The 17,570-nt window shown below is 59.3% G+C and carries 18 protein-coding genes and 1 tRNA gene; 12 read left to right on the top strand and 7 right to left on the bottom strand.

Annotated features, from left to right (window positions below):
- Positions 1-304 precede the first annotated feature (304 nt).
- Positions 305-712 carry a hypothetical protein gene (locus ACP90_RS09780; RefSeq protein WP_062488209.1) on the top strand — a complete coding sequence of 136 codons (408 nt, stop codon included), beginning with the start codon at positions 305-307 and terminating at the stop codon, positions 710-712.
- A gap of 129 nt (positions 713-841) precedes the next feature.
- Here ACP90_RS09780 and ACP90_RS09775 read toward each other — a convergent pair.
- Positions 842-917 (bottom strand) — tRNA-Lys (locus ACP90_RS09775).
- A gap of 80 nt (positions 918-997) precedes the next feature.
- Positions 998-1,354 (bottom strand): hypothetical protein, encoded by a 357-nt coding sequence (locus ACP90_RS09770; RefSeq protein ID WP_062488208.1) that lies wholly within the window; start codon positions 1,352-1,354, stop codon positions 998-1,000.
- 270 nt (positions 1,355-1,624) lie between these two features.
- Between ACP90_RS09770 and ACP90_RS09765 the strand changes: the two genes are divergently transcribed.
- From ACP90_RS09765 to ACP90_RS09755, 3 genes are all read left to right on the top strand, one after another.
- On the top strand, positions 1,625-3,400 hold the full coding sequence (locus ACP90_RS09765) for an acetolactate synthase 3 large subunit (RefSeq protein WP_055655364.1): 1,776 nt from the start codon (positions 1,625-1,627) through the stop codon (positions 3,398-3,400).
- A 29-nt stretch (positions 3,401-3,429) separates the two neighbouring features.
- Positions 3,430-4,002, top strand: coding sequence for an acetolactate synthase small subunit (ilvN, locus tag ACP90_RS09760; RefSeq protein ID WP_023000590.1), 573 nt, complete (start codon positions 3,430-3,432; stop codon positions 4,000-4,002).
- A gap of 179 nt (positions 4,003-4,181) precedes the next feature.
- The gene (locus ACP90_RS09755) at positions 4,182-4,994 is read left to right on the top strand and encodes an arylamine N-acetyltransferase (protein ID WP_062488207.1); all 813 of its coding nucleotides are present in this window, start codon (positions 4,182-4,184) and stop codon (positions 4,992-4,994) included.
- A gap of 62 nt (positions 4,995-5,056) precedes the next feature.
- On the opposite strand, the gene ACP90_RS09750 is transcribed toward ACP90_RS09755, so the two are convergent.
- Entirely contained in the window at positions 5,057-5,800 is a 744-nt protein-coding gene (locus tag ACP90_RS09750) for a hypothetical protein (protein ID WP_145915748.1), read from the bottom strand.
- 273 nt (positions 5,801-6,073) lie between these two features.
- Here ACP90_RS09750 and serA point away from each other — a divergent pair, with 273 nt between their 5' ends.
- Positions 6,074-7,318 (top strand): phosphoglycerate dehydrogenase, encoded by a 1,245-nt coding sequence (gene serA / locus ACP90_RS09745; protein WP_062488205.1) that lies wholly within the window; start codon positions 6,074-6,076, stop codon positions 7,316-7,318.
- 85 nt (positions 7,319-7,403) lie between these two features.
- Here serA and ACP90_RS09740 read toward each other — a convergent pair whose 3' ends face one another.
- Positions 7,404-8,663, bottom strand: a complete 1,260-nt coding sequence (locus ACP90_RS09740) for a GGDEF domain-containing protein (protein WP_062488204.1) — start codon at positions 8,661-8,663, stop codon at positions 7,404-7,406.
- A 255-nt stretch (positions 8,664-8,918) separates the two neighbouring features.
- On the opposite strand from ACP90_RS09740, the gene ACP90_RS09735 reads away from it, so the two are divergent.
- From ACP90_RS09735 to ACP90_RS09710, 6 genes are all read left to right on the top strand, one after another.
- Positions 8,919-9,359 carry a DCC1-like thiol-disulfide oxidoreductase family protein gene (locus tag ACP90_RS09735; RefSeq protein WP_062488203.1) on the top strand — a complete coding sequence of 147 codons (441 nt, stop codon included), beginning with the start codon at positions 8,919-8,921 and terminating at the stop codon, positions 9,357-9,359.
- Positions 9,352-11,079 (top strand): SDR family oxidoreductase, encoded by a 1,728-nt coding sequence (locus ACP90_RS09730; protein WP_062488202.1) that lies wholly within the window; start codon positions 9,352-9,354, stop codon positions 11,077-11,079. Before ACP90_RS09735 ends, ACP90_RS09730 begins: the two co-directional genes overlap by 8 nt.
- A gap of 102 nt (positions 11,080-11,181) precedes the next feature.
- Entirely contained in the window at positions 11,182-11,931 is a 750-nt protein-coding gene (locus ACP90_RS09725; protein WP_062488201.1) for a pyridoxine 5'-phosphate synthase, read from the top strand.
- On the top strand, positions 11,931-12,515 hold the full coding sequence (locus ACP90_RS09720) for an HD domain-containing protein (RefSeq protein ID WP_062488200.1): 585 nt from the start codon (positions 11,931-11,933) through the stop codon (positions 12,513-12,515). Before ACP90_RS09725 ends, ACP90_RS09720 begins: the two co-directional genes overlap by 1 nt.
- A gap of 45 nt (positions 12,516-12,560) precedes the next feature.
- Entirely contained in the window at positions 12,561-13,184 is a 624-nt protein-coding gene (locus ACP90_RS09715) for a LysE family translocator (RefSeq protein WP_023000581.1), read from the top strand.
- An 89-nt stretch (positions 13,185-13,273) separates the two neighbouring features.
- Positions 13,274-13,843, top strand: coding sequence for an NADPH-dependent FMN reductase (locus ACP90_RS09710; protein ID WP_062488199.1), 570 nt, complete (start codon positions 13,274-13,276; stop codon positions 13,841-13,843).
- On the opposite strand, the gene ACP90_RS09705 is transcribed toward ACP90_RS09710, so the two are convergent.
- The 3 genes from ACP90_RS09705 to ACP90_RS09695 all read right to left on the bottom strand — a co-directional run bounded on the left by ACP90_RS09705 (position 13,840) and on the right by ACP90_RS09695 (position 16,360).
- The gene (locus ACP90_RS09705; protein ID WP_062488198.1) at positions 13,840-14,472 is read right to left on the bottom strand and encodes a DUF1826 domain-containing protein; all 633 of its coding nucleotides are present in this window, start codon (positions 14,470-14,472) and stop codon (positions 13,840-13,842) included. The two genes, ACP90_RS09710 and ACP90_RS09705, sit on opposite strands and share 4 nt — an antisense overlap.
- Entirely contained in the window at positions 14,469-15,683 is a 1,215-nt protein-coding gene (locus ACP90_RS09700) for a GTP-binding protein (protein ID WP_062488197.1), read from the bottom strand. The genes ACP90_RS09705 and ACP90_RS09700 overlap by 4 nt, the downstream gene beginning before the upstream one ends.
- 212 nt (positions 15,684-15,895) lie before the next feature.
- A complete protein-coding gene (locus ACP90_RS09695) occupies positions 15,896-16,360 on the bottom strand; it encodes an Lrp/AsnC ligand binding domain-containing protein (protein ID WP_062488196.1) in 465 nt (154 codons plus the stop codon).
- Between the two features lie 157 nt (positions 16,361-16,517).
- Between ACP90_RS09695 and ACP90_RS09690 the strand changes: the two genes are divergently transcribed.
- Positions 16,518-17,534, top strand: coding sequence for a 1-aminocyclopropane-1-carboxylate deaminase (locus ACP90_RS09690; RefSeq protein ID WP_062491496.1), 1,017 nt, complete (start codon positions 16,518-16,520; stop codon positions 17,532-17,534).
- Positions 17,535-17,570 lie beyond the last annotated feature (36 nt).

Raw genomic sequence — 17,570 nt, 5'->3', positions numbered from 1 at the left:
TGTCTGCCAAGGCGGTCAAACAAGAAAAAATATCAAGGTTAAAACTTGCGGGTACCGGTTTGAAAGAACGGGAGTTTTCAACCGGAGATTCACTGCCCGCAAGGCAAGCCGGTTTTCCACCGCCGTGCGAATGAAACTCCACGCGGTCGGATTTCCCCTTCACGAAGGGGTCATCCTCCCTCCTGGATTCGCACGGCCAAACACATCCTTTGATCAAGTTGTCACCGTCACCGGTCACAACTACAGTTCAGACGTTACTGTGCAAGGACTTGTTGATTGATATTGAACTTGATTGGAGAACACGATGATGAAGCAACTTTTCTTGCTTGCTGCAATGTGTGCAATTTCAACTGGCTCAATCGCCAAGGATCTTCCGGCATCAGCCAAGCCGATGACAGAAGCCGAACGGATCGAGATCTTGTCCGGCAACAAGATCGAAGGAATTTTCTACGGAAAAAACTGCAAGAAAGCCGGTGACTGGATTGTCGAGTGGAACGACAACGGCAGCAAGATCGCCGTGGTGACCGTGACGGGCAAAAAGCCCGCGAAGAAAACACTGAAATGGGAAGTGAAGGACGGCCAGTTTTGTGAACAGGGCTTCCGGGACGAGACAATGGTCTGCGGCCACGAGAACACCTACTTCAAGGACGGCAACACCTGTTTCACCACCTTGAAGGATTCGAAATTCATCACGAACGAGTTCCCCTGCTGATCGCAGCAACCACGCACTGAATCTCGTGGCCGTCGACCGGCGGCCACGGATCTCGACAAAATGCACAATAAGAAGCACGGCGCGAACTCGCGGCGCCTTGGCATTTGCATAATTTCCAGGAGAAGAAAATGGTGGGTGAGTGGGGGCTCGAACCCCAGACCCGCTGATTAAGAGTCAGCTGCTCTACCAACTGAGCTACACACCCAAAGAGACAGGGCCGCGAGAACCGCGCGGCACGTCGGATGGCGGGTGTATATAGTGCGATCCGATTTGGCGCAACGGTTTTTATGACAATTTTTTATCATGGCCGGTCTGCGGGGAACGCAACCCTGAGAAAATCCGCAGCCGCCGGAAGGAAAGCTCGTTAACGCCGCCCAAAAGGCAACTTTCAGAAACATCTTCGATCTTTTGCGCAATTTTCGAAATTAAGGCTTGACCGGTTTTATCCGCCTGACTAGGGTGCGGCGCATCAAGACCGGGGCAGACGTGACGGGCTTGGGCCAGCTTGTTGAAGTCGCTGTCATATCGGCTTGCCTCAGGTTGGCGGGACAAACCCGGTTTCGGGAGTTCCACAAAGACGTCGAACCGGGCCAGACGGCCTGCAGCATCAAAGGACCGGGACGACATGGCAATGTCGCTCATTCTAGTAGTAGTAGGAAAGCGCGCCTCCGCGGCGGGATAACCCCGTACGGACAGGATGGCGCGCGACCAAGGCTCCCAAAGGGGCCTTTTTTTGTACCCGCCTCCTGACCACGCATTTTCCACCACTGCCCGGATCTTTGACGCCGCATGCGTCAGGCCAGACAGACAGTGTTGTATCAGTCCGCGCCCGATCGGGCAGGATTGACAGAAGAACAAACAGTTATGTGAGCCAAAGCCTGATCCACAGGCGAGAATGCAAGGACGAAACGAATGACACGGGAAATGACCGGCGCCGAAATGGTCATCCAGGCGCTGAAAGACCAGGGAGTTGACACGATCTTCGGCTACCCGGGCGGTGCTGTGCTTCCCATTTACGACGAGATCATTCAGCAGGAAGGTCTGGAGCATATTCTCGTACGGCACGAACAGGGCGCAGGCCATGCCGCCGAAGGCTATGCCCGCTCCACCGGCAAACCGGGTGTTGCCCTGGTCACCTCCGGTCCCGGCGCCACCAACATGGTGACTGCCCTGACCGACGCCATGCTGGATTCCATTCCGCTTGTCTGCATTTCCGGCCAGGTACCCACCCATCTGATCGGCAACGATGCATTTCAGGAGTGCGATACGGTCGGCATCACCCGCCCCTGCACAAAGCACAACTGGCTGGTTCGCGATGTCGACGACCTGCCGCGCATCCTGCATGAAGCCTTCTATGTCGCCACTTCCGGCCGTCCGGGCCCGGTTGTCGTCGACATTCCGAAGGACGTTCAGTTCGCGACCGGCACCTACCAGGGCCCGACGCCGAACCCGGCTGCCGCGCACAAGAGCTACCGTCCGCAGCTGAAGGGCGATGCCTCCAGCATCCGCATGGCCGCCGAATTGATGGCGAACGCCAAGAAGCCGGTTCTCTATACCGGCGGCGGTGTGATCAACTCCGGCCCACAGGCCTGCCAGTTGCTGCGCGAACTGGTCTCGCTGACCGGCTTCCCGATCACCTCCACCCTGATGGGCCTCGGCGCCTATCCGGCGTCCGGCGACAACTGGCTCGGCATGCTGGGCATGCATGGCACCTACGAAGCCAACATGACCATGCACGACTGCGATGTGATGATCTGCATCGGGGCCCGCTTCGACGACCGCATCACCGGCCGGACCGATGCCTTCTCGCCGAACTCCAAGAAGATTCATATCGACATCGATCCGTCCTCCATCAACAAGACGATCAATGTCGACCTGCCGATCATCGGCGATGTCGCCCACGTTCTGGAAGACCTGGTGCGGATCTGGCGGTCCTCTTCGCTGAAATCCGATGCCAAGGCCATGAAGGACTGGTGGACGCAGATCGATCAATGGCGGGCACGCAACTCGCTGGCCTACAAGCCGAACAGCGACGTCATCATGCCGCAATATGCGATCCAGCGGCTCTATGAACTGACCAAGCACCGCAAGACCTTCATTTCCACCGAAGTCGGCCAGCACCAGATGTGGGCGGCCCAGTTCTACGGCTTCGAGGAGCCGAACCACTGGCTCACCTCCGGCGGCCTCGGCACCATGGGCTACGGCCTGCCGGCTGCCATCGGTGCGCAGGTGGCCCACCGCGACGCGCTGTGCGTGGACATTGCCGGCGATGCATCGATCCTGATGAACATCCAGGAAATGTCGACTGCCGTTCAGTTCGGCCTGCCGGTCAAGGTGTTCATCCTCAACAACCAGTACATGGGCATGGTGCGCCAGTGGCAGCAGCTGCTGCACGGCAACCGTCTGTCCCATTCCTACACCGACAGCCTGCCGGACTTCGTCAAGCTGGCCGAGGCCTATGGCGGGGTTGGGTTCCGCGTCGAAAAACCGGGTGATCTGGACGGGGCAATCGAGGAAATGATTGCCGTCGACAAGCCTGTCCTGTTCGACTGCCGCGTTGCCAATCTGACCAACTGTTTCCCGATGATCCCCTCGGGCAAGGCTCACAACGAAATGCTGCTGCCGGACGAAGCCAACGACGAAGCGGTTGCCAACGCCATCAGCGCCGAAGGCAAGTCGCTCGTTTAAGGTGAAATAGGCAAAAGGACTTTAAGAAAATGAACGCACAGAATGTTGATGCGCCTTCCGCCTATTTCCTGGCCGAAGTCAGCAACGAAATCGAAACCCACACCCTATCGCTCCTCGTCGACAACGAGCCGGGTGTCCTCGCCCGCGTGATCGGCCTGTTCTCCGGCCGTGGCTACAACATCGACAGCCTGACCGTGTCGGAAACTGAACACGAGAAACACCTGTCCCGCATCACCATCGTGACCACCGGTACACCGATGATCATCGAGCAGATCCGCCACCAGCTCGACCGGCTGGTGCCGGTGCACCGGGTGACCGACCTGACCGTTCGCGCCAAACGCACCAACCAGGACAAGCCGCTGGAACGTGAGCTCGCCCTGGTGAAGGTGGCAGGCACCGGTGAAAAGCGCCTGGAGGCCCTGCGCCTTGCAGATGCCTTTCGCACCACTGTGATCGACGCGACGACGGAACATTTCGTCTTCGAGATCACCGGCCGGACCTCCAAGATCGAGCAGTTCATCTCCATCATGAAACCGCTTGGTCTGGTCGAAGTTTCCCGCACCGGCGTTGCTGCCGTTCAGCGCGGACCGGAAGGCCTTTAAGAGGTCGCTTTCTGATCGCAAGGCCCGTCGCATCCCGTGCGGCGGGCCTTTTTTGTATTCCTGCGCATGTTGAGGCAGCACACAGCAGGCCAGGCGAACTCCCGCCGCCGTGTTCCTTGGCAGCAGCCGAAGACTTGCCTACATGCAGCGGACACCTCGAAACCGGACAGAGCCTGCCCATGCCCTTCGATCTTAATTTCTATCTTGAGCGAATTGGCCTGGAGACCTGCCCGGCCACCCTGGATGGCTTGCGGGCCCTGCAGGCAGCCCAGATCAGCGCAATCCCGTTCGAAAACGTTCTGCCTTTTCTTGGCAAGGTTCCAGAGCTTGGCCGGGACAGCCTCTGGCAAAAGCTCGTTCAACACCGTTGCGGCGGTTACTGTTTCGAGCTGAACTCTCTGCTGGGTGACGCACTGGCAGCCATCGGCTTTTCCTCCCGGCAGGTGCTTGCCCGGGTGCGCATGGGGGCGGCGGAGGGCGGAGCACGCTCACACCTTGCCCACGTCGTGACATGTGATGGCAGCGAATGGCTGGTCGATGCCGGGTTCGGCGGCCAGGCTCCAGCCGAGCCTGTGCGCATTTCAGAGGAACGCCAGCAGATCCGCGACCAGGTCTACAGGATACGCCTTGAAGCTGTGTCAGGAGAGCACGTACTGGAACGACAGACTGAGGAGGGTTGGTTCGCGCACTACGGATTCGACCGTGTAGACGTCCGCCCTGTCGACATTGAAGCCGCCAATTTCCTGTGCGCCGCCTCGCCCAGGCAGTCCTTTGCGGGCAGCATGAAATTCTACCGGCTGACGGATAGGGGTTTCATCAGCTTTCTGGACGGCCGGGCCCGGTTTGTCGGCGGTGGCAACAAGCGGGAGTGGCTGATTGAAGAAGCGGAAGACCTTGGCCGCTTCATGCGCAACGACCTTGGCCTCGGATATGACGACGACACGGTGCGAGCCATTGCCCTGCGATTGAGGGATCTGCCCCGTCTCGACTGAATTGGGTGCAACAGCACCGCAATACCGAGAGGCCTGCGGGATCTCCACAGGCCTCGCCTTCCCTAAAGCTTGCTCTCGATGTTGATCGTCAGCGTCTTGCGCAAGGGGGCGTCGTCCGGTCCGCTCATCGGCGCGACGTGGTGCCAGGAATTGTAGGTCTTCACGAACAGGACACACTGGTTTTCCTCAAACGGGAATGTCTTCAGCGTATCTACCTCCTCAAGAGGCATCGCCTTGTTGATGTGGTTGAAGACCTTCGTCCGGTCCTTGGGAAGGCACACCGCCGTGCCGCCACCCCATGCGTGATCCCAGGCGCCCGGCTCCATCATGGACAGAACCAGCGTGATCAATTTGTGCGGAGCGTCGGTGTGCGGCAGGATCTGACCGCCGTTTGCCGGCATCATCGAGAACTCGAACCGGGCACTGATCTCGGTCTGGCGACGGAGGCGACTCAGCAGGCTGGCCTTCCGCTGCCCATCCTTCGCAATCACCTTGAGCCGGCGCAGGCCCAGGTCGATATTGTTGGCGGTCAACATATCCAGCACGTTGTCTATGAAGTTCTCGGATTTCACATAATCGTAAAACGCTTTCCAGCCAGGTGTCTCCGAGAGGAACTTGTAGTATTTATCCGGGTTATTGATGTCGGACAGAGAATATTTGTGTCCGAGGTTTGGCATGTATTTGAACAGATCCTTGTCAGGATAGCTCTCGACGAGTGACCGGTACATTTCCGGCGGCAATACATCTGTTACATAGCAAACGGGATATGGCTCGTAATCGAATTGAGGCCCGCTCAATTTCAACATGGATCGGGGTCCCTGCTCTCGCTTGGTGTTGGATTTTATTCAAGCAGCCGGTTGGAGATCCGGCCGTAACGCGCCCCCGCCGCTTATTGGCACAGGCTGTCGTCCGTCAGCAACCGCTTTCACAAACACCGGGGTGACAAAACGCGCGGTGTCGGCTTGCGTTCCATCAAAACGGCGCCCTAGACGCGACGTGAACGAGCGCGTATACGACACGCGCGCTGTTAGCGCCGATCCGGCGCGATTCAAACCAATCAGACCAAAAGGCATTTCGCCATGATTCACGGTCTCTCCCGGCCGAAAAACCAGATCCGCTGGCTGCTGCTGGAAGGCATTTCGCCGACCGCGCGCGCGGTTCTTGAAAAACACGGTTATACAAACGTTGAAGTCCTGTCCGGAGCCCTGGAAAAGGACGCGTTGATCGACAAGCTGCAGGGCGTCCAGATGCTCGGCATCCGCTCCCGCACCCAGGTAAGCGAAGAGGTTCTGGAAGCGGCCAAGAGCCTGGTTGCCGTCGGCTGCTTCTCCGTCGGCACCAACCAGGTCGACCTCAAGGGCGCGCTTACGCGCGGCATCCCGGTGTTCAATGCCCCCTTCTCCAACACGAGATCCGTGGCCGAACTGACCGTTGCCGAAATCGTCATGCTGATGCGCGGCGTCTTCCCGAAATCCACCGCTGCCCACGAAGGCCGCTGGATGAAAAGCGCTGCCGGTTCCCACGAAGTTCGCGGCAAGACACTTGGTATCGTCGGCTACGGCAATATCGGCACCCAATTGTCGAACCTGGCCGAGGCCATGGGCTTGCGGGTGATCTACTTCGATCTCGTCGACAAGCTGCAGCACGGCAACGTGATGCCGTCCGAAAGCCTCGACGGCCTGCTGGCTGAATCCGATGTCGTGTCCCTGCATGTTCCCGATACGCCGGAAACGCGCGACATGTTCGGTGCTGACCAGATTTCGAAGATGAAGAAGGGCGCGTTCCTGATCAACAACGCCCGCGGCAAGGTTGTCGATATCGACGCTCTGGCCGCCGCGCTGAAGTCCGGTCACCTGGCGGGCGCTGCCATCGACGTCTTCCCGGTCGAGCCGAAGTCCAACAAGGACGAATTCCTGTCGCCGCTGCGCGGTCTCGACAACGTCATCCTGACCCCGCACGTGGGTGGTTCGACGGAAGAGGCCCAGGACCGGATCGGCGAGGAAGTCTCCAAGCGACTGGTGGAATACTCCGATGTCGGGTCCACCATCGGCGCCGTCTCGTTCCCGCAGGTTCAACTGCCCAAGGGCACGTCGGCCACGCGTTTCATCCAGGTGCACCACAATGCTCCCGGAGCCATGCGCACGCTGAACGACCTCTTCACCCGGCACAACCTCAACATCTGTGCCCAGTACATGCAGTCCCATCTGGACATCGGCTACGTTGTTCTGGATGTCGACAGCCCGGTGGAAGATCCGGTCAGCATTCTGGAAGAGATACGCACCCTGCCCAACACCATCCGGGCAAGGCTGCTCAACCGGGTCTGATCGTCCCGGCCTTCAGAAACGACAAAAGCCCTGGAACATTTCCAGGGCTTTTTCTTTTTCAAATGCTTTGGCTTACCAGATTGGTCTAATCCACCGTGACCGGGCTGAAGACCCGGTTGCGTCCCTGTTTCTTGGCTTCATAAAGACGAAGGTCCGCCTGCCTGAACAGGGCCTCCATGGTCTCGCCGTCCTGCGGCGCACTGGCCAGACCGATGCTGACCGTTACCTTTTCCGGAAGATAGATCTTGCTGAAGCGCTCGATCGCCTTGCGCAGCCGCTCGGCCATGGAGGTCGCGCCTTCCACCGACAGTTTCTCGCACAGAAGCACGAACTCTTCGCCGCCCACCCTGTAGAGGTGATCGTCGGAACGCAGATTGTCGGCCAGAAGCCGGGCAACCATCTTCAGGATCTCGTCCCCGGCCTGGTGGCCATGCCGGTCGTTCACCTGCTTGAAGTGATCGATGTCGATCACAAGCAGGGACAGGGGCCGGTTTTCCTGCAGGTTCTTGGCAAGGATCTTGGGCGCATTCTGGTCGTACTGGCTGCGGTGTAGCGTGCCGGTCAGGTGATCGCGAATGGAAGCTTCCAGAAGCTTGTGATAGCGCTCCCGGTAGGTCAGCACCTGAAACACGTCCTTGAAGGACCTGTTGGTGAGCCAGCTGCTCTCGTTGTCGAAATACTTCAGGTAGAGGATGAACAGCGCAGTATAGACCAGCGTAGCCACCATCTTGGCCGCCCAGCCGCCGACAAACACATGCCAGGGCGCACCGGAAACATAATGCAGCGCCAGGAAGAACCCGGCCTGGTCGAAAGTCAGCACTGCCGCGCCGCAAATCAGGAAACGCAGGCCCAGGTGCCGCCCGACCCAATTGCCGATCCGCTCATAAAGCACGATGATCGCGATCGCGTCGACAAACAGCAAGATGGTGCCCCAGACCATCAGCAATCCCATTTCATCGATAAAGGCGAAATCCGGATTTCGGCCGTCCGTCACCGAGATGGTATCGTGGTTCCGCAGGATCATCACCAGTGCGACGATCAGGAAGTTACCGATCAACAGGCCGTAGATCGGCTGGCGGACGATCAGCGCATCCTCGCGGATGTAAAGCAGCAGGATCATCAGAAGCTTGCCGGAAAAAAGCACTGTCGACCCGGGAGAGACGATACCGAACGGCAACTCGATGTAAAAGACGCTGGCGAGATATGTTTCCAGGAAATGCATCACACCAAGCGCGCACATGAAGACGCCGATACCGATCACCTGACGAGCCCGCAGAAGGCTCATCATGACGATGAAATAAACGGCTGCCTGGGCCAAGAGGAGGAGCGCGTTGGAGATGGCCATGGATTACCTGGTAGTTTTCTCGATCCGAGACCTCGATGTATGCATTGATTCTCGTTCGGATCGACACCGAAATCGGTTTCAGTCCGGAACAAGCTTAAGAATCGGGCCCCTTGCGGCCAGTCTTAGAGGAAACGGCGGAACCTGAAAACCTAGTCGTAATACTGTACTGCGACCTTGTGCGGGCTCGCCGAACCCTGCGTTGCAACCCTACATGAGAGGCGGAAACCTGTCATTGCCCGCGAAAGCCCCAAGACGATGGAAACCAGACGCAACGTCAAATCGGCCCCGCCTGCCCTTGCACATCTTCCCGACAACCTGATCGTCTTTGATGGCATTTGCGTTCTGTGCTCCGGCTTTGCCCGGTTCGTCGCCAGGCACGACCGGACAGCAGGCTTTCGCTTTGTCGACGCCCACTCGGAAATCGGTCAGGCACTCTACCGGCACCACGGGCTCGACCCGCAGAAGATGGAAACCAACATCGTTATCTGCCGCAGCCGGGCCTACACCAAAATGGCGTCCTTCACCGCAGCCATGAAAAGTCTCGGCTGGCCCTGGAAGGCGCTCACGGTGCTGGATCTTCTGCCGCGCAGGCTCGCGGACTGGACTTATGACAGGATTGCCCAAAACCGCTATCGACTCGGCAGACGAACCTGTCCCCTGCCGTCGGCGGCTCTGAAGGAACGGCTCCTTGACTGAACTTTCCCGAAGGAAGCGGATCGTCGTTCTCGGTGGCTATGGCGTTTTCGGCGGAAAGCTGGCCGAGGCGCTGCTGAGACACGAGCATCTGGAGGTCATCGTCGCAGGCCGCAGCCAGAAAAAAGCTGAAGACTTCTGTCGCCGGCATGGTGGCACTGCCGCCGTTCTGGATCGGACGGCACCTGATTTCGCTGCTGACCTTCTCACCCTTCGTCCTTTCGTCACCGTCGACGCCGCCGGTCCGTTTCAGGCCTACCGGCAATCCACTTACGCTGTTGCGGAAGCAGCGCTTGCCGCCGGCAGCCATTATCTGGATCTGTCGGACGATGCCGGGTTCACCAGCGGTATTACCGCGCTCGACGAGCAGGCACGCTTGCGCGGACTGACCGTGTTTTCAGGCGTTTCCAGCGTACCGGCTCTCTCTTCGGTTGCGGTCGAAGCTCTTCGGCATGAGTTCTCACAGGTCGACCTGATCGAAAGCACCATCCTGCCGGGTAATCGTGCGCCTCGTGGTCTCTCCGTCATCGAAGCGATCCTGACCCAGTCCGGCAAGCCCGTTTCCGTCTACCGCGATGGCAGATGGACAAAGGTCATCGGCTGGTCCGGTCTCTCCCGGCGCCGGATCCGCCCGGAAGGCAGCAGCGGCCTTTCAAAGCGCTGGTCGAGTTTCATCGGCGCGCCGGATCTGACACTCTTTCCCAGGGTCTACAACGCCCGAACAGTGCTGTTCCGGGCGGGACTTGAACTCTCCCTCCTTCATCTGGGCCTCTGGGCTCTCTCCTGGCTGGTGCGTCTTCGCCTTGTCAGGTCGCTGCAAGCTGCCGCTCCACTCCTTCGTACTGTCGCGGGCTGGTTCGAACGGTTCGGGTCCGACCGCGGCGGCATGGAAGTCCGGCTTGCCGGGCTTGGCAAGGACGGCCAGCCTTTGGCCGCCAGCTGGTCTCTGATTGCGGAAGCTGGCGACGGGCCGCATATCCCGGCAGTCCCGGGCGCTATATTGTGCAAGCACCTTGTCGAAGGTGTTGTTCCAGCCGGAGCGCGGCCAAGCCTTGGTGAATTCAAGCTGGCAGACGTCGAGGAGGCCACCGCTCATCTGAACGTCCGCACCTTCGCTGCAAAGCAGGCTGCACCGGTCTTGTTCCAGCAGGCACTCGGCAGCAGCACCTTCAAAGCTTTGCCTGAAGAGATCCGCTCCCTTCACACAGTGTTTGATCGCCGGCAATGGACCGGTGAGGCAATGGTCACGCGCGGCACCTCATGGCTCGGCCAGTTGCTGTGTCGTATCGTCGGCTTTCCGCCCGAAGCAGATGCAACTCCGGTGAAAGTGACAATCGATCGGCAGGGCGACAAGGAAATCTGGCAGCGCAATTTCGGCGGCAAGACTTTCCGCTCCGTGCTCAGCCTGTCAGGTGCACCGGGGTCCGGCGTGGTTCAGGAGCGTTTCGGACCAACAACGTTCAACATTCACCTGAACCTGACAGGCGATGCGCTCGCCTATCCCGTTCGCAGTGGCAAACTTTTTGGCATTCCCTTGCCGCGCTGGTTGTTGCCGATCAGCGAAACAGCCGAGACGGCACCGGATGGCATCTTCCGCTTTGATGTCGAGATCTCCCTGCCTGGCCTCGGGCGGCTCGTGCGATATCAAGGGTGGCTGAAACCCCTCCAAAACAATCTCACGGGAAATCCGACAACGACCAACACTGAAAAACATTGTCTCTAGTGACAATTCCTCGTTTGACTTCAACGGCTTTTGACACAATCTTGCGAACCTGACCCAGTCTCTTAAAGCCAGATCAGAACCGTTTTCACCGGACTATCAATCATGCCTGCCGTTTCGCGCCTTTCCGTCAATGTCAACGCCATCGCCATGTTGCGAAATCGCCGGGATCTGCCCTGGCCGAGCGTGACTGGCCTTGCGGCCATCGCGATGGAAGCCGGCGCCAAGGGCATCACCGTGCATCCTCGTCCGGACGAACGCCATATCCGCAAGACGGACGTGTTCGAGCTGTCCGAGCTGATCGAGGACCGGTTCCCGAACAAGGAACTGTGCCTGGAAGGCTATCCGGCCCCCGATTTCATGAAGCTGGTGGAGGAAGCTCGCCCCGAACAGGTCCTGTTCGTGCCGGACGACCCGCAGCAGTCCACCTCGGACCATGGCTGGGACTTTTCGAAAGACACCGGCGCGCTGGAAACGGCGATTGCCGCCGCCAAGGAGTGGGCGGTCACGGTCTCGCTCTTCTGTGATCCGGACCCGGCGGCTCCCGAACACGCTGCCAGGCTTGGGGCGGAACGTATCGAGATCTACACCGGCCCCTATGGTGCCTGCTACGACGATCCGGCACGCGCCGAAAAGGAACTCGACATGATTGTCGCCACGGCGGAAGCCGCCCAGGCCTGCGGGCTCGGCGTCAATGCCGGGCATGATCTGACCGTCGAAAACATTCCTGCCCTGATGGCGCGTGCCCCCTTCATTCGGGAAATGTCGATCGGCCACGGCTTTACCGCCGATGCGCTGATCCATGGCTTTGCCGAAAGCGTTGCCCGCTTCCGCCGGGCCATGGGCGAGATCTGATGAACGACACTTTGGCAAAGCAGGTCGCGTTTCTTCTGGAAACCGACAAGCTGAAGGAAGTCGTCCGGCTGAACCAGCTCACGGGTGGCGCCCGGCGCGAGACCACGGCCGAGCACTGCTGGCACGTGATCCTGCAGACGCTGACACTTGCTGAGCACGCCCCTGCCGGCACCGACATCAACCACGTCGTCAAGCTGCTTGCCGTTCACGACCTGGTCGAGATCGACGCAGGCGACCACTGGGTCACTGACGACAACCGGGCCGGCATCAAGGATCTGGAACAGGCAGCCGCAAGCCGACTGTTCGCCCTGCTTCCCTCGTCGCAGGGCCTGGATTTCAAGGCTCTTTGGCTGGAGTTCGAAGCCAACGAAACACCGGAGGCCAAATTCGCCAACGCGATGGACGCGCTGCATCCGATGGTGCTGGTCTTTGCATCCGGCCTGGACGATCCGACCCATGAACCCATTTCCGCCGAAGCGTTGAAGCTGACGAAGGAATCCCGTCTGTCTCCCTTCCCAGGTCTTTGGGATTTTGCCCAGGACTTGTTGAACCAGGCCGTACGCGACGGCCAGCTGCTGCCCTGAAACATCCTTCCGGCTGCACCCCGCAGCCTTTTCTCGAGAACCGAAATGCCGATAGATCTTTGGCTCGTCTTTATTGCCGTCTCGCTCCTGCCTGCCGTCAGCCCTGGTCCGGCAGTCATGCTGGCCATTTCCAACACTCTCCGGTTCGGCCGTAACGCGACCCTCGCTTCCGCCGCAGGCAATGCCACGGGACTTGTAATCCTGGGATACGCGGTCGCCCTCGGCTTCGGCGCCCTGATGGCAGCCTCCGCCGTGGCCTTCACGGTGCTGAAGGTCATTGGTGCCGCCTATCTCATATTCATCGGCCTCAAGATCTGGCGCGACAAGTCTGCCTTTCACGTGGAGGACGGGGTCCTGATTGCCCGCAAAAGCCCCAGAAAGCTGTTCCTGGAGGCACTTCTCGTTTCCGTCACCAATCCGAAGGCCATTCTTGTCATTACCGCGCTGTTCCCGCAATTCATGCGCGCCGACGGCATCGATCTCACGGAGATCTCGGTGCTGTCCTTCACCTATGCCGCATTGTGTTTCGCCAACCATGCCGCAATTGCCTACGCAGGTGGCCATATGCGCCGCTTCCTGACGTCTGCAAAGCGCATGCTGTGGGTACGCCGGATCACAGGCACGCTCTTTGTCGGCTTTGGTGCAGCACTGGCCGCTGCCAGCCGGTAAAAGGCGCAAACTGGTCGGTCGTTGGGGGATCACGATACGGGGCGAATCCGATAGGCTCGCCCCCAACCTCCTTCAACCGGACCAGTCCCTTGCCCTTAAGGATCCTTACATTTTGCGGCAGTCTTCGTGCTGCATCGTCCAATCTGGCCCTGCTGAGCGCAGCAGAACGACTGGCGCCCGACGGGCTCGTTCTCAACCGCTATGACCGCATCGGCGATCTGCCGCATTTCGTGCCGGATCTGGATATTACCGACCACCTGCCGGAAATCGTCATCGACCTGCGCGAACAGGTTGCGCGCGCCGACGGGCTGCTGTTCGCCGTGCCGGAATACATGCATGCACTGCCTGGCAGCTTCAAAAACACTCTCGACTGGATGGTTGGCTGTCAGAAGTTTCCCGGCAAGCCGGTCGCCCTTGCCCACGTCACCTCCCGTCACGCCTTTGCCCCGGTTCAACTGGAAGAGATCCTCCGGACCATGTCCGCCGAAATCGTCAGCGAAGCCGGATTTTCGCTTGGCCTCACCAGCAATGCCATCACCCCTGAGATGATCTGTACGGATGCCTCCCTTGCCGCGATCGTCACGCGACACCTGGACCGATATCAAACCTGGCTAAGCCGAGAGCGTGGCTGCCCCCCTTCTGAAATGCAGCCCGCCTAGTCTGCCGGATCGATCACCAGAAGAAGCCGCGGGCCACCTGCCGGGGTTGCGGCCGGAGACCAGTGCAAGAGAGCGGTTCTTTCGCCGCAAGACCATTGCCGGCCGCGAAAAACGGCAACGCCCCCAAGCGGAACCTGACGGATACGGACAGTCTCCTCGGCCACATTTTCCGGAACATATTCCGTTCCCGGCCCGCGATAGGTGCACAACAACCGGGCGCGAACATTGTCCAGGTGGAACTTCGGACACATGACGTCATCCGAAACATCCAGCCGCAATCGTAGGAGACGCACTGTAAGCGTCTTTGCCAGCATCAGGGCAAGTGCCCCGACATCGCTTGCCAGCATGTCCGTCTCCCGACACGCAGGAATTCCATGGCTCTCGCAAGCCGCCCGGACAGCCGCCTCTGCCAGATGCACAGGCACCACCGTGCGCAGGTCCGGCAAGTTGCCTTTCGGCAAGGCATTCATCCACTTCTGAAATTCGGGATCCGGCGTTCGCCGCCAGATAGCGGCGGCAATGCCCGGATCGCGAATGTCGGCGAGGATGTCCGGATCCCGGCCGATAATCACATCCCGTGCGGCAGGCCCGCTCGAAAAGGCGTCCACCTTCGGTTCCAGCGCTTTCATGCTGCGCGGTCCGCATGGCGGAAGGCAGGAAAGGGATCCGGCAGATGCACAAAGGCCGACAGTTCGTCACCCGCGTTTTCGCCGATCAGGCACGCGTCGAGCCGGCTTTTCAGAAGCAGCCAGTCGATGCCCGCACCGATGAATACAATTTCCTGCCGCCGGTCGCCAAACGGCTCCACCCAGAGCGACTTCGCATAGGCCCGGGCGCGTTCGTCATCCGGCCAACGCTCCTGCGGCACCGACGCCCACCAGGTGCCAAGCGGACTGATGCTGGAGAGCGCCCCGGCCAACGAGAACTCGATCACCCACTGCGGCCGGCTGCCAATCCAGAAATGGCCCTTGGCGCGGATCACGCCCGGCAACTGCCCGTTGAGCAGCTCATGGATCTTTTCCGGATCGAACGGCCGCCGTGCCCGGTAGACGTAGGAGGCAACGCCATATTCCTCGGTTTCGGGAATGTGGTCGGCAAAGCCGTAAAGCTCCTTGGCCCACATCGGGTGTTCATGAGCCTTTTCAAAATTGAAGAGCCCCGTGTTCAGGATGTCGGAAGGCGAGACTTCCGAGTAGTCGGTCTCGATGATCTTCGCATCCGCGTTGAGACTGCGGATGATCTTGCGGGCCGCATCAACCTGTCCGGCCGACGCGGCCCCCACCTTGTTGAGAACCACCACATCGGCAAACTCAATCTGGTCCGTCAGGAGATGCACCAGCGTGCGTTCGTCCTCCTCGCCCAGCGTCTCACCCCGATCGCTCAGGAAATCATGGCTGGAGTAATCCTTGAGCAGATTGACCGCATCGACCACCGTCACCATCGTATCGAGCCTTGCCACATCGGCGAGGCTGTCGCCGGCTTCGTCTCGGAATTCGAAGGTCGCTGCCACCGGCAACGGTTCGGATATTCCCGTTGATTCAATTAGCAGGTAGTCGAACCGTCCTTCGCCAGCCAGACGGCGAACCTCGTTCAGCAGATCGTCGCGCAAGGTGCAGCAGATGCAGCCGTTGGACATCTCGACAAGCGTTTCCTCGGTCTTGCTCAGCTCCGCACCGCCAGCCCGTACCAGGTCTGCGTCGATATTCACCTCCGACATGTCATTGACGATTACAGCCACCTTCAACCCGGAACGGTTGTTGAGGATGCGATTGAGCAAGGTGGTTTTTCCCGCTCCAAGGAACCCGGACAGAACGGTTACAGGCAGGCGTCGATCGGACATAAGGCCTCCAGCAAGTTTGATATGTTATGTTATTACATATCAAGTCTGTACTTTATTGCCGGTGACCAAGGCAACCGTTTTTTGAACCAGGGCGATCGAGGCTAACTGGCGGCAGGACAATGGAAGGGAATTCCAGGCAGCAGATCCGGGGTGCTCATCAGTCACCCGGTCTGCGAGGCGGGCGACCTGCCGGCCAAGGAAGCCGAAATATTTCAGAAAGGCAGCGGCGCGTTGTCCGTCACTTCCTTCATGACAAAAAACGTGCGGGTCTGGCGCACACCCGGCAGTGCAATCAGCTTTTCGCCGTGCAGCTTGTTGAAGTCCGCCATGTCCCGTGTACGGATCTTCAGGAAATAATCGAAGTCGCCTGCCACCAGGTGGCAGTCGAGAACAAAGTCCGCCTTGCGAACTACCTCTTCAAACTCTGCAAAACTTTGTGGCGTCGACCGGTCCAGCACCACCCCCACAATCACAAGAGCAGATCTGTCGACCTTTTGCGGATCGATTTGCGCGCGCACGCCCTGAATGAACCCCTCTTCGAACAGCCGCTGCGTCCGCCTGTGACAGGTCGCCGGGCTGACATTTACCAGACCGGCAAGTTCGGCGTTGCTGAGACGGCCATCTTCCTGCAGCAGCTTGAGAATTTTGCGGTCGATCCGGTCGAGCTCACCAGCCATGGAAGAATCTTTCAGTTTTTTGACCTTAATTCGATGATTGAGGAATCAATATACGCTTCCAGTTCTCATTGACAGAAAAAATACATCAAACTTTGAAAGCACCTTTCTGAAATTTTCTGCAAGGCTCAAAGGGTCAACAATCAATCCGGTGTGCTCCATGAACCTCAGCAAGTTTGAACGCTATCCCCTCACCTTCGGCCCAACGCCCATCGAACCTCTACCCCGGCTTTCCGAAGCGCTTGGCGGCAAGGTGGACATTTATGCAAAGCGGGACGACTGCAACTCCGGCCTTGCCTTCGGCGGCAACAAGCTGCGGAAACTGGAATATATCGTACCCGACGCGATCGCTTCCGGCGCGGACACGCTGGTTTCCATCGGCGGTGTCCAGTCCAACCACACCCGCATGGTTGCAGCCACCGCCGCCAAGATCGGCATGAAATGCGTTGTGGTGCAGGAAAAATGGGTACCGCACTACGATGCGGTTTACGACCGGGTCGGCAACATTCTGCTGACGCGTCTCATGGGGGCGGATTCCCGTCTGGTCGACGACGGCTTCGACATCGGCATCCGCCAGAGCTGGGAAGACGCAATGCAGTCCGTTCACGATGCGGGTGGCACGCCTTACGGCATTCCTGCCGGGGCATCCGTCCACAAATACGGTGGCCTTGGTTACGTGCGCTTTGCCGAGGAAGTGAAGCAGCAGGAAGAAGAGCTCGGTTTCACCTTCGACTACATCATCGTCTGCGTGGTCACCGGCTCCACCCAGGCCGGAATGATCGTGGGCTTCGCCGACCAGAACCGGGCGGACCGTGTAATCGGCATCGACGCCTCCGGCACCCTTGACCAGACCCGTGCGCAGGTTCGCCAGATCGTCGACAACACGGCCTCCCTTGTGGAACTTGGCCGCGCGGTCCGGGACGACGAGATCGTGATCAATCCCGACTACGCCTACCCGGCTTATGGTGTTCCCTCTGAAGAGACAAACGACGCCATCCGGCTTGCCGCCAAGACCGAGGCAATGATCACCGACCCGGTCTATGAGGGCAAATCCATGCAAGGCATGATCGACCTGGTCAAGCTTGGCAAGATTCCCGCCGGATCGAAGGTACTCTACGCGCACCTCGGCGGCGCCCCTGCCCTCAATGGCTATAGCTACTATTACAAGGACGGCTGATCATGAGGCGGCGGCCGCTGCCTTATCGCACCGGCC

This window comes from Labrenzia sp. CP4 (assembly GCF_001579905.1).
GTDB classification, from domain to species: Bacteria; Pseudomonadota; Alphaproteobacteria; order Rhizobiales; family Stappiaceae; genus Roseibium; species Roseibium algicola.
The sequence above is the reverse complement of the archived record's forward strand: the minus strand, read 5'-3'. Positions and strand labels throughout refer to the sequence as shown.

Coding starts and splice junctions, on each gene's coding strand:
- ACP90_RS09715 (WP_023000581.1), top strand. CDS start 12,561: ATGCCGATAGATCTTTGGCTCGTCTTTATTGCCGTCTCGCTCCTGCCT.
- ACP90_RS09725 (WP_062488201.1), top strand. CDS start 11,182: ATGCCTGCCGTTTCGCGCCTTTCCGTCAATGTCAACGCCATCGCCATG.
- ACP90_RS09770 (WP_062488208.1), bottom strand. CDS start 1,354: ATGAGCGACATTGCCATGTCGTCCCGGTCCTTTGATGCTGCAGGCCGT.
- serA (WP_062488205.1), top strand. CDS start 6,074: ATGATTCACGGTCTCTCCCGGCCGAAAAACCAGATCCGCTGGCTGCTG.
- ACP90_RS09755 (WP_062488207.1), top strand. CDS start 4,182: ATGCCCTTCGATCTTAATTTCTATCTTGAGCGAATTGGCCTGGAGACC.
- ACP90_RS09780 (WP_062488209.1), top strand. CDS start 305: ATGATGAAGCAACTTTTCTTGCTTGCTGCAATGTGTGCAATTTCAACT.
- ACP90_RS09740 (WP_062488204.1), bottom strand. CDS start 8,663: ATGGCCATCTCCAACGCGCTCCTCCTCTTGGCCCAGGCAGCCGTTTAT.
- ACP90_RS09750 (WP_145915748.1), bottom strand. CDS start 5,800: ATGTTGAAATTGAGCGGGCCTCAATTCGATTACGAGCCATATCCCGTT.
- ACP90_RS09765 (WP_055655364.1), top strand. CDS start 1,625: ATGACACGGGAAATGACCGGCGCCGAAATGGTCATCCAGGCGCTGAAA.
- ACP90_RS09720 (WP_062488200.1), top strand. CDS start 11,931: ATGAACGACACTTTGGCAAAGCAGGTCGCGTTTCTTCTGGAAACCGAC.
- ACP90_RS09700 (WP_062488197.1), bottom strand. CDS start 15,683: ATGTCCGATCGACGCCTGCCTGTAACCGTTCTGTCCGGGTTCCTTGGA.
- ACP90_RS09735 (WP_062488203.1), top strand. CDS start 8,919: ATGGAAACCAGACGCAACGTCAAATCGGCCCCGCCTGCCCTTGCACAT.
- ACP90_RS09695 (WP_062488196.1), bottom strand. CDS start 16,360: ATGGCTGGTGAGCTCGACCGGATCGACCGCAAAATTCTCAAGCTGCTG.
- ACP90_RS09690 (WP_062491496.1), top strand. CDS start 16,518: ATGAACCTCAGCAAGTTTGAACGCTATCCCCTCACCTTCGGCCCAACG.
- ACP90_RS09705 (WP_062488198.1), bottom strand. CDS start 14,472: ATGAAAGCGCTGGAACCGAAGGTGGACGCCTTTTCGAGCGGGCCTGCC.
- ilvN (WP_023000590.1), top strand. CDS start 3,430: ATGAACGCACAGAATGTTGATGCGCCTTCCGCCTATTTCCTGGCCGAA.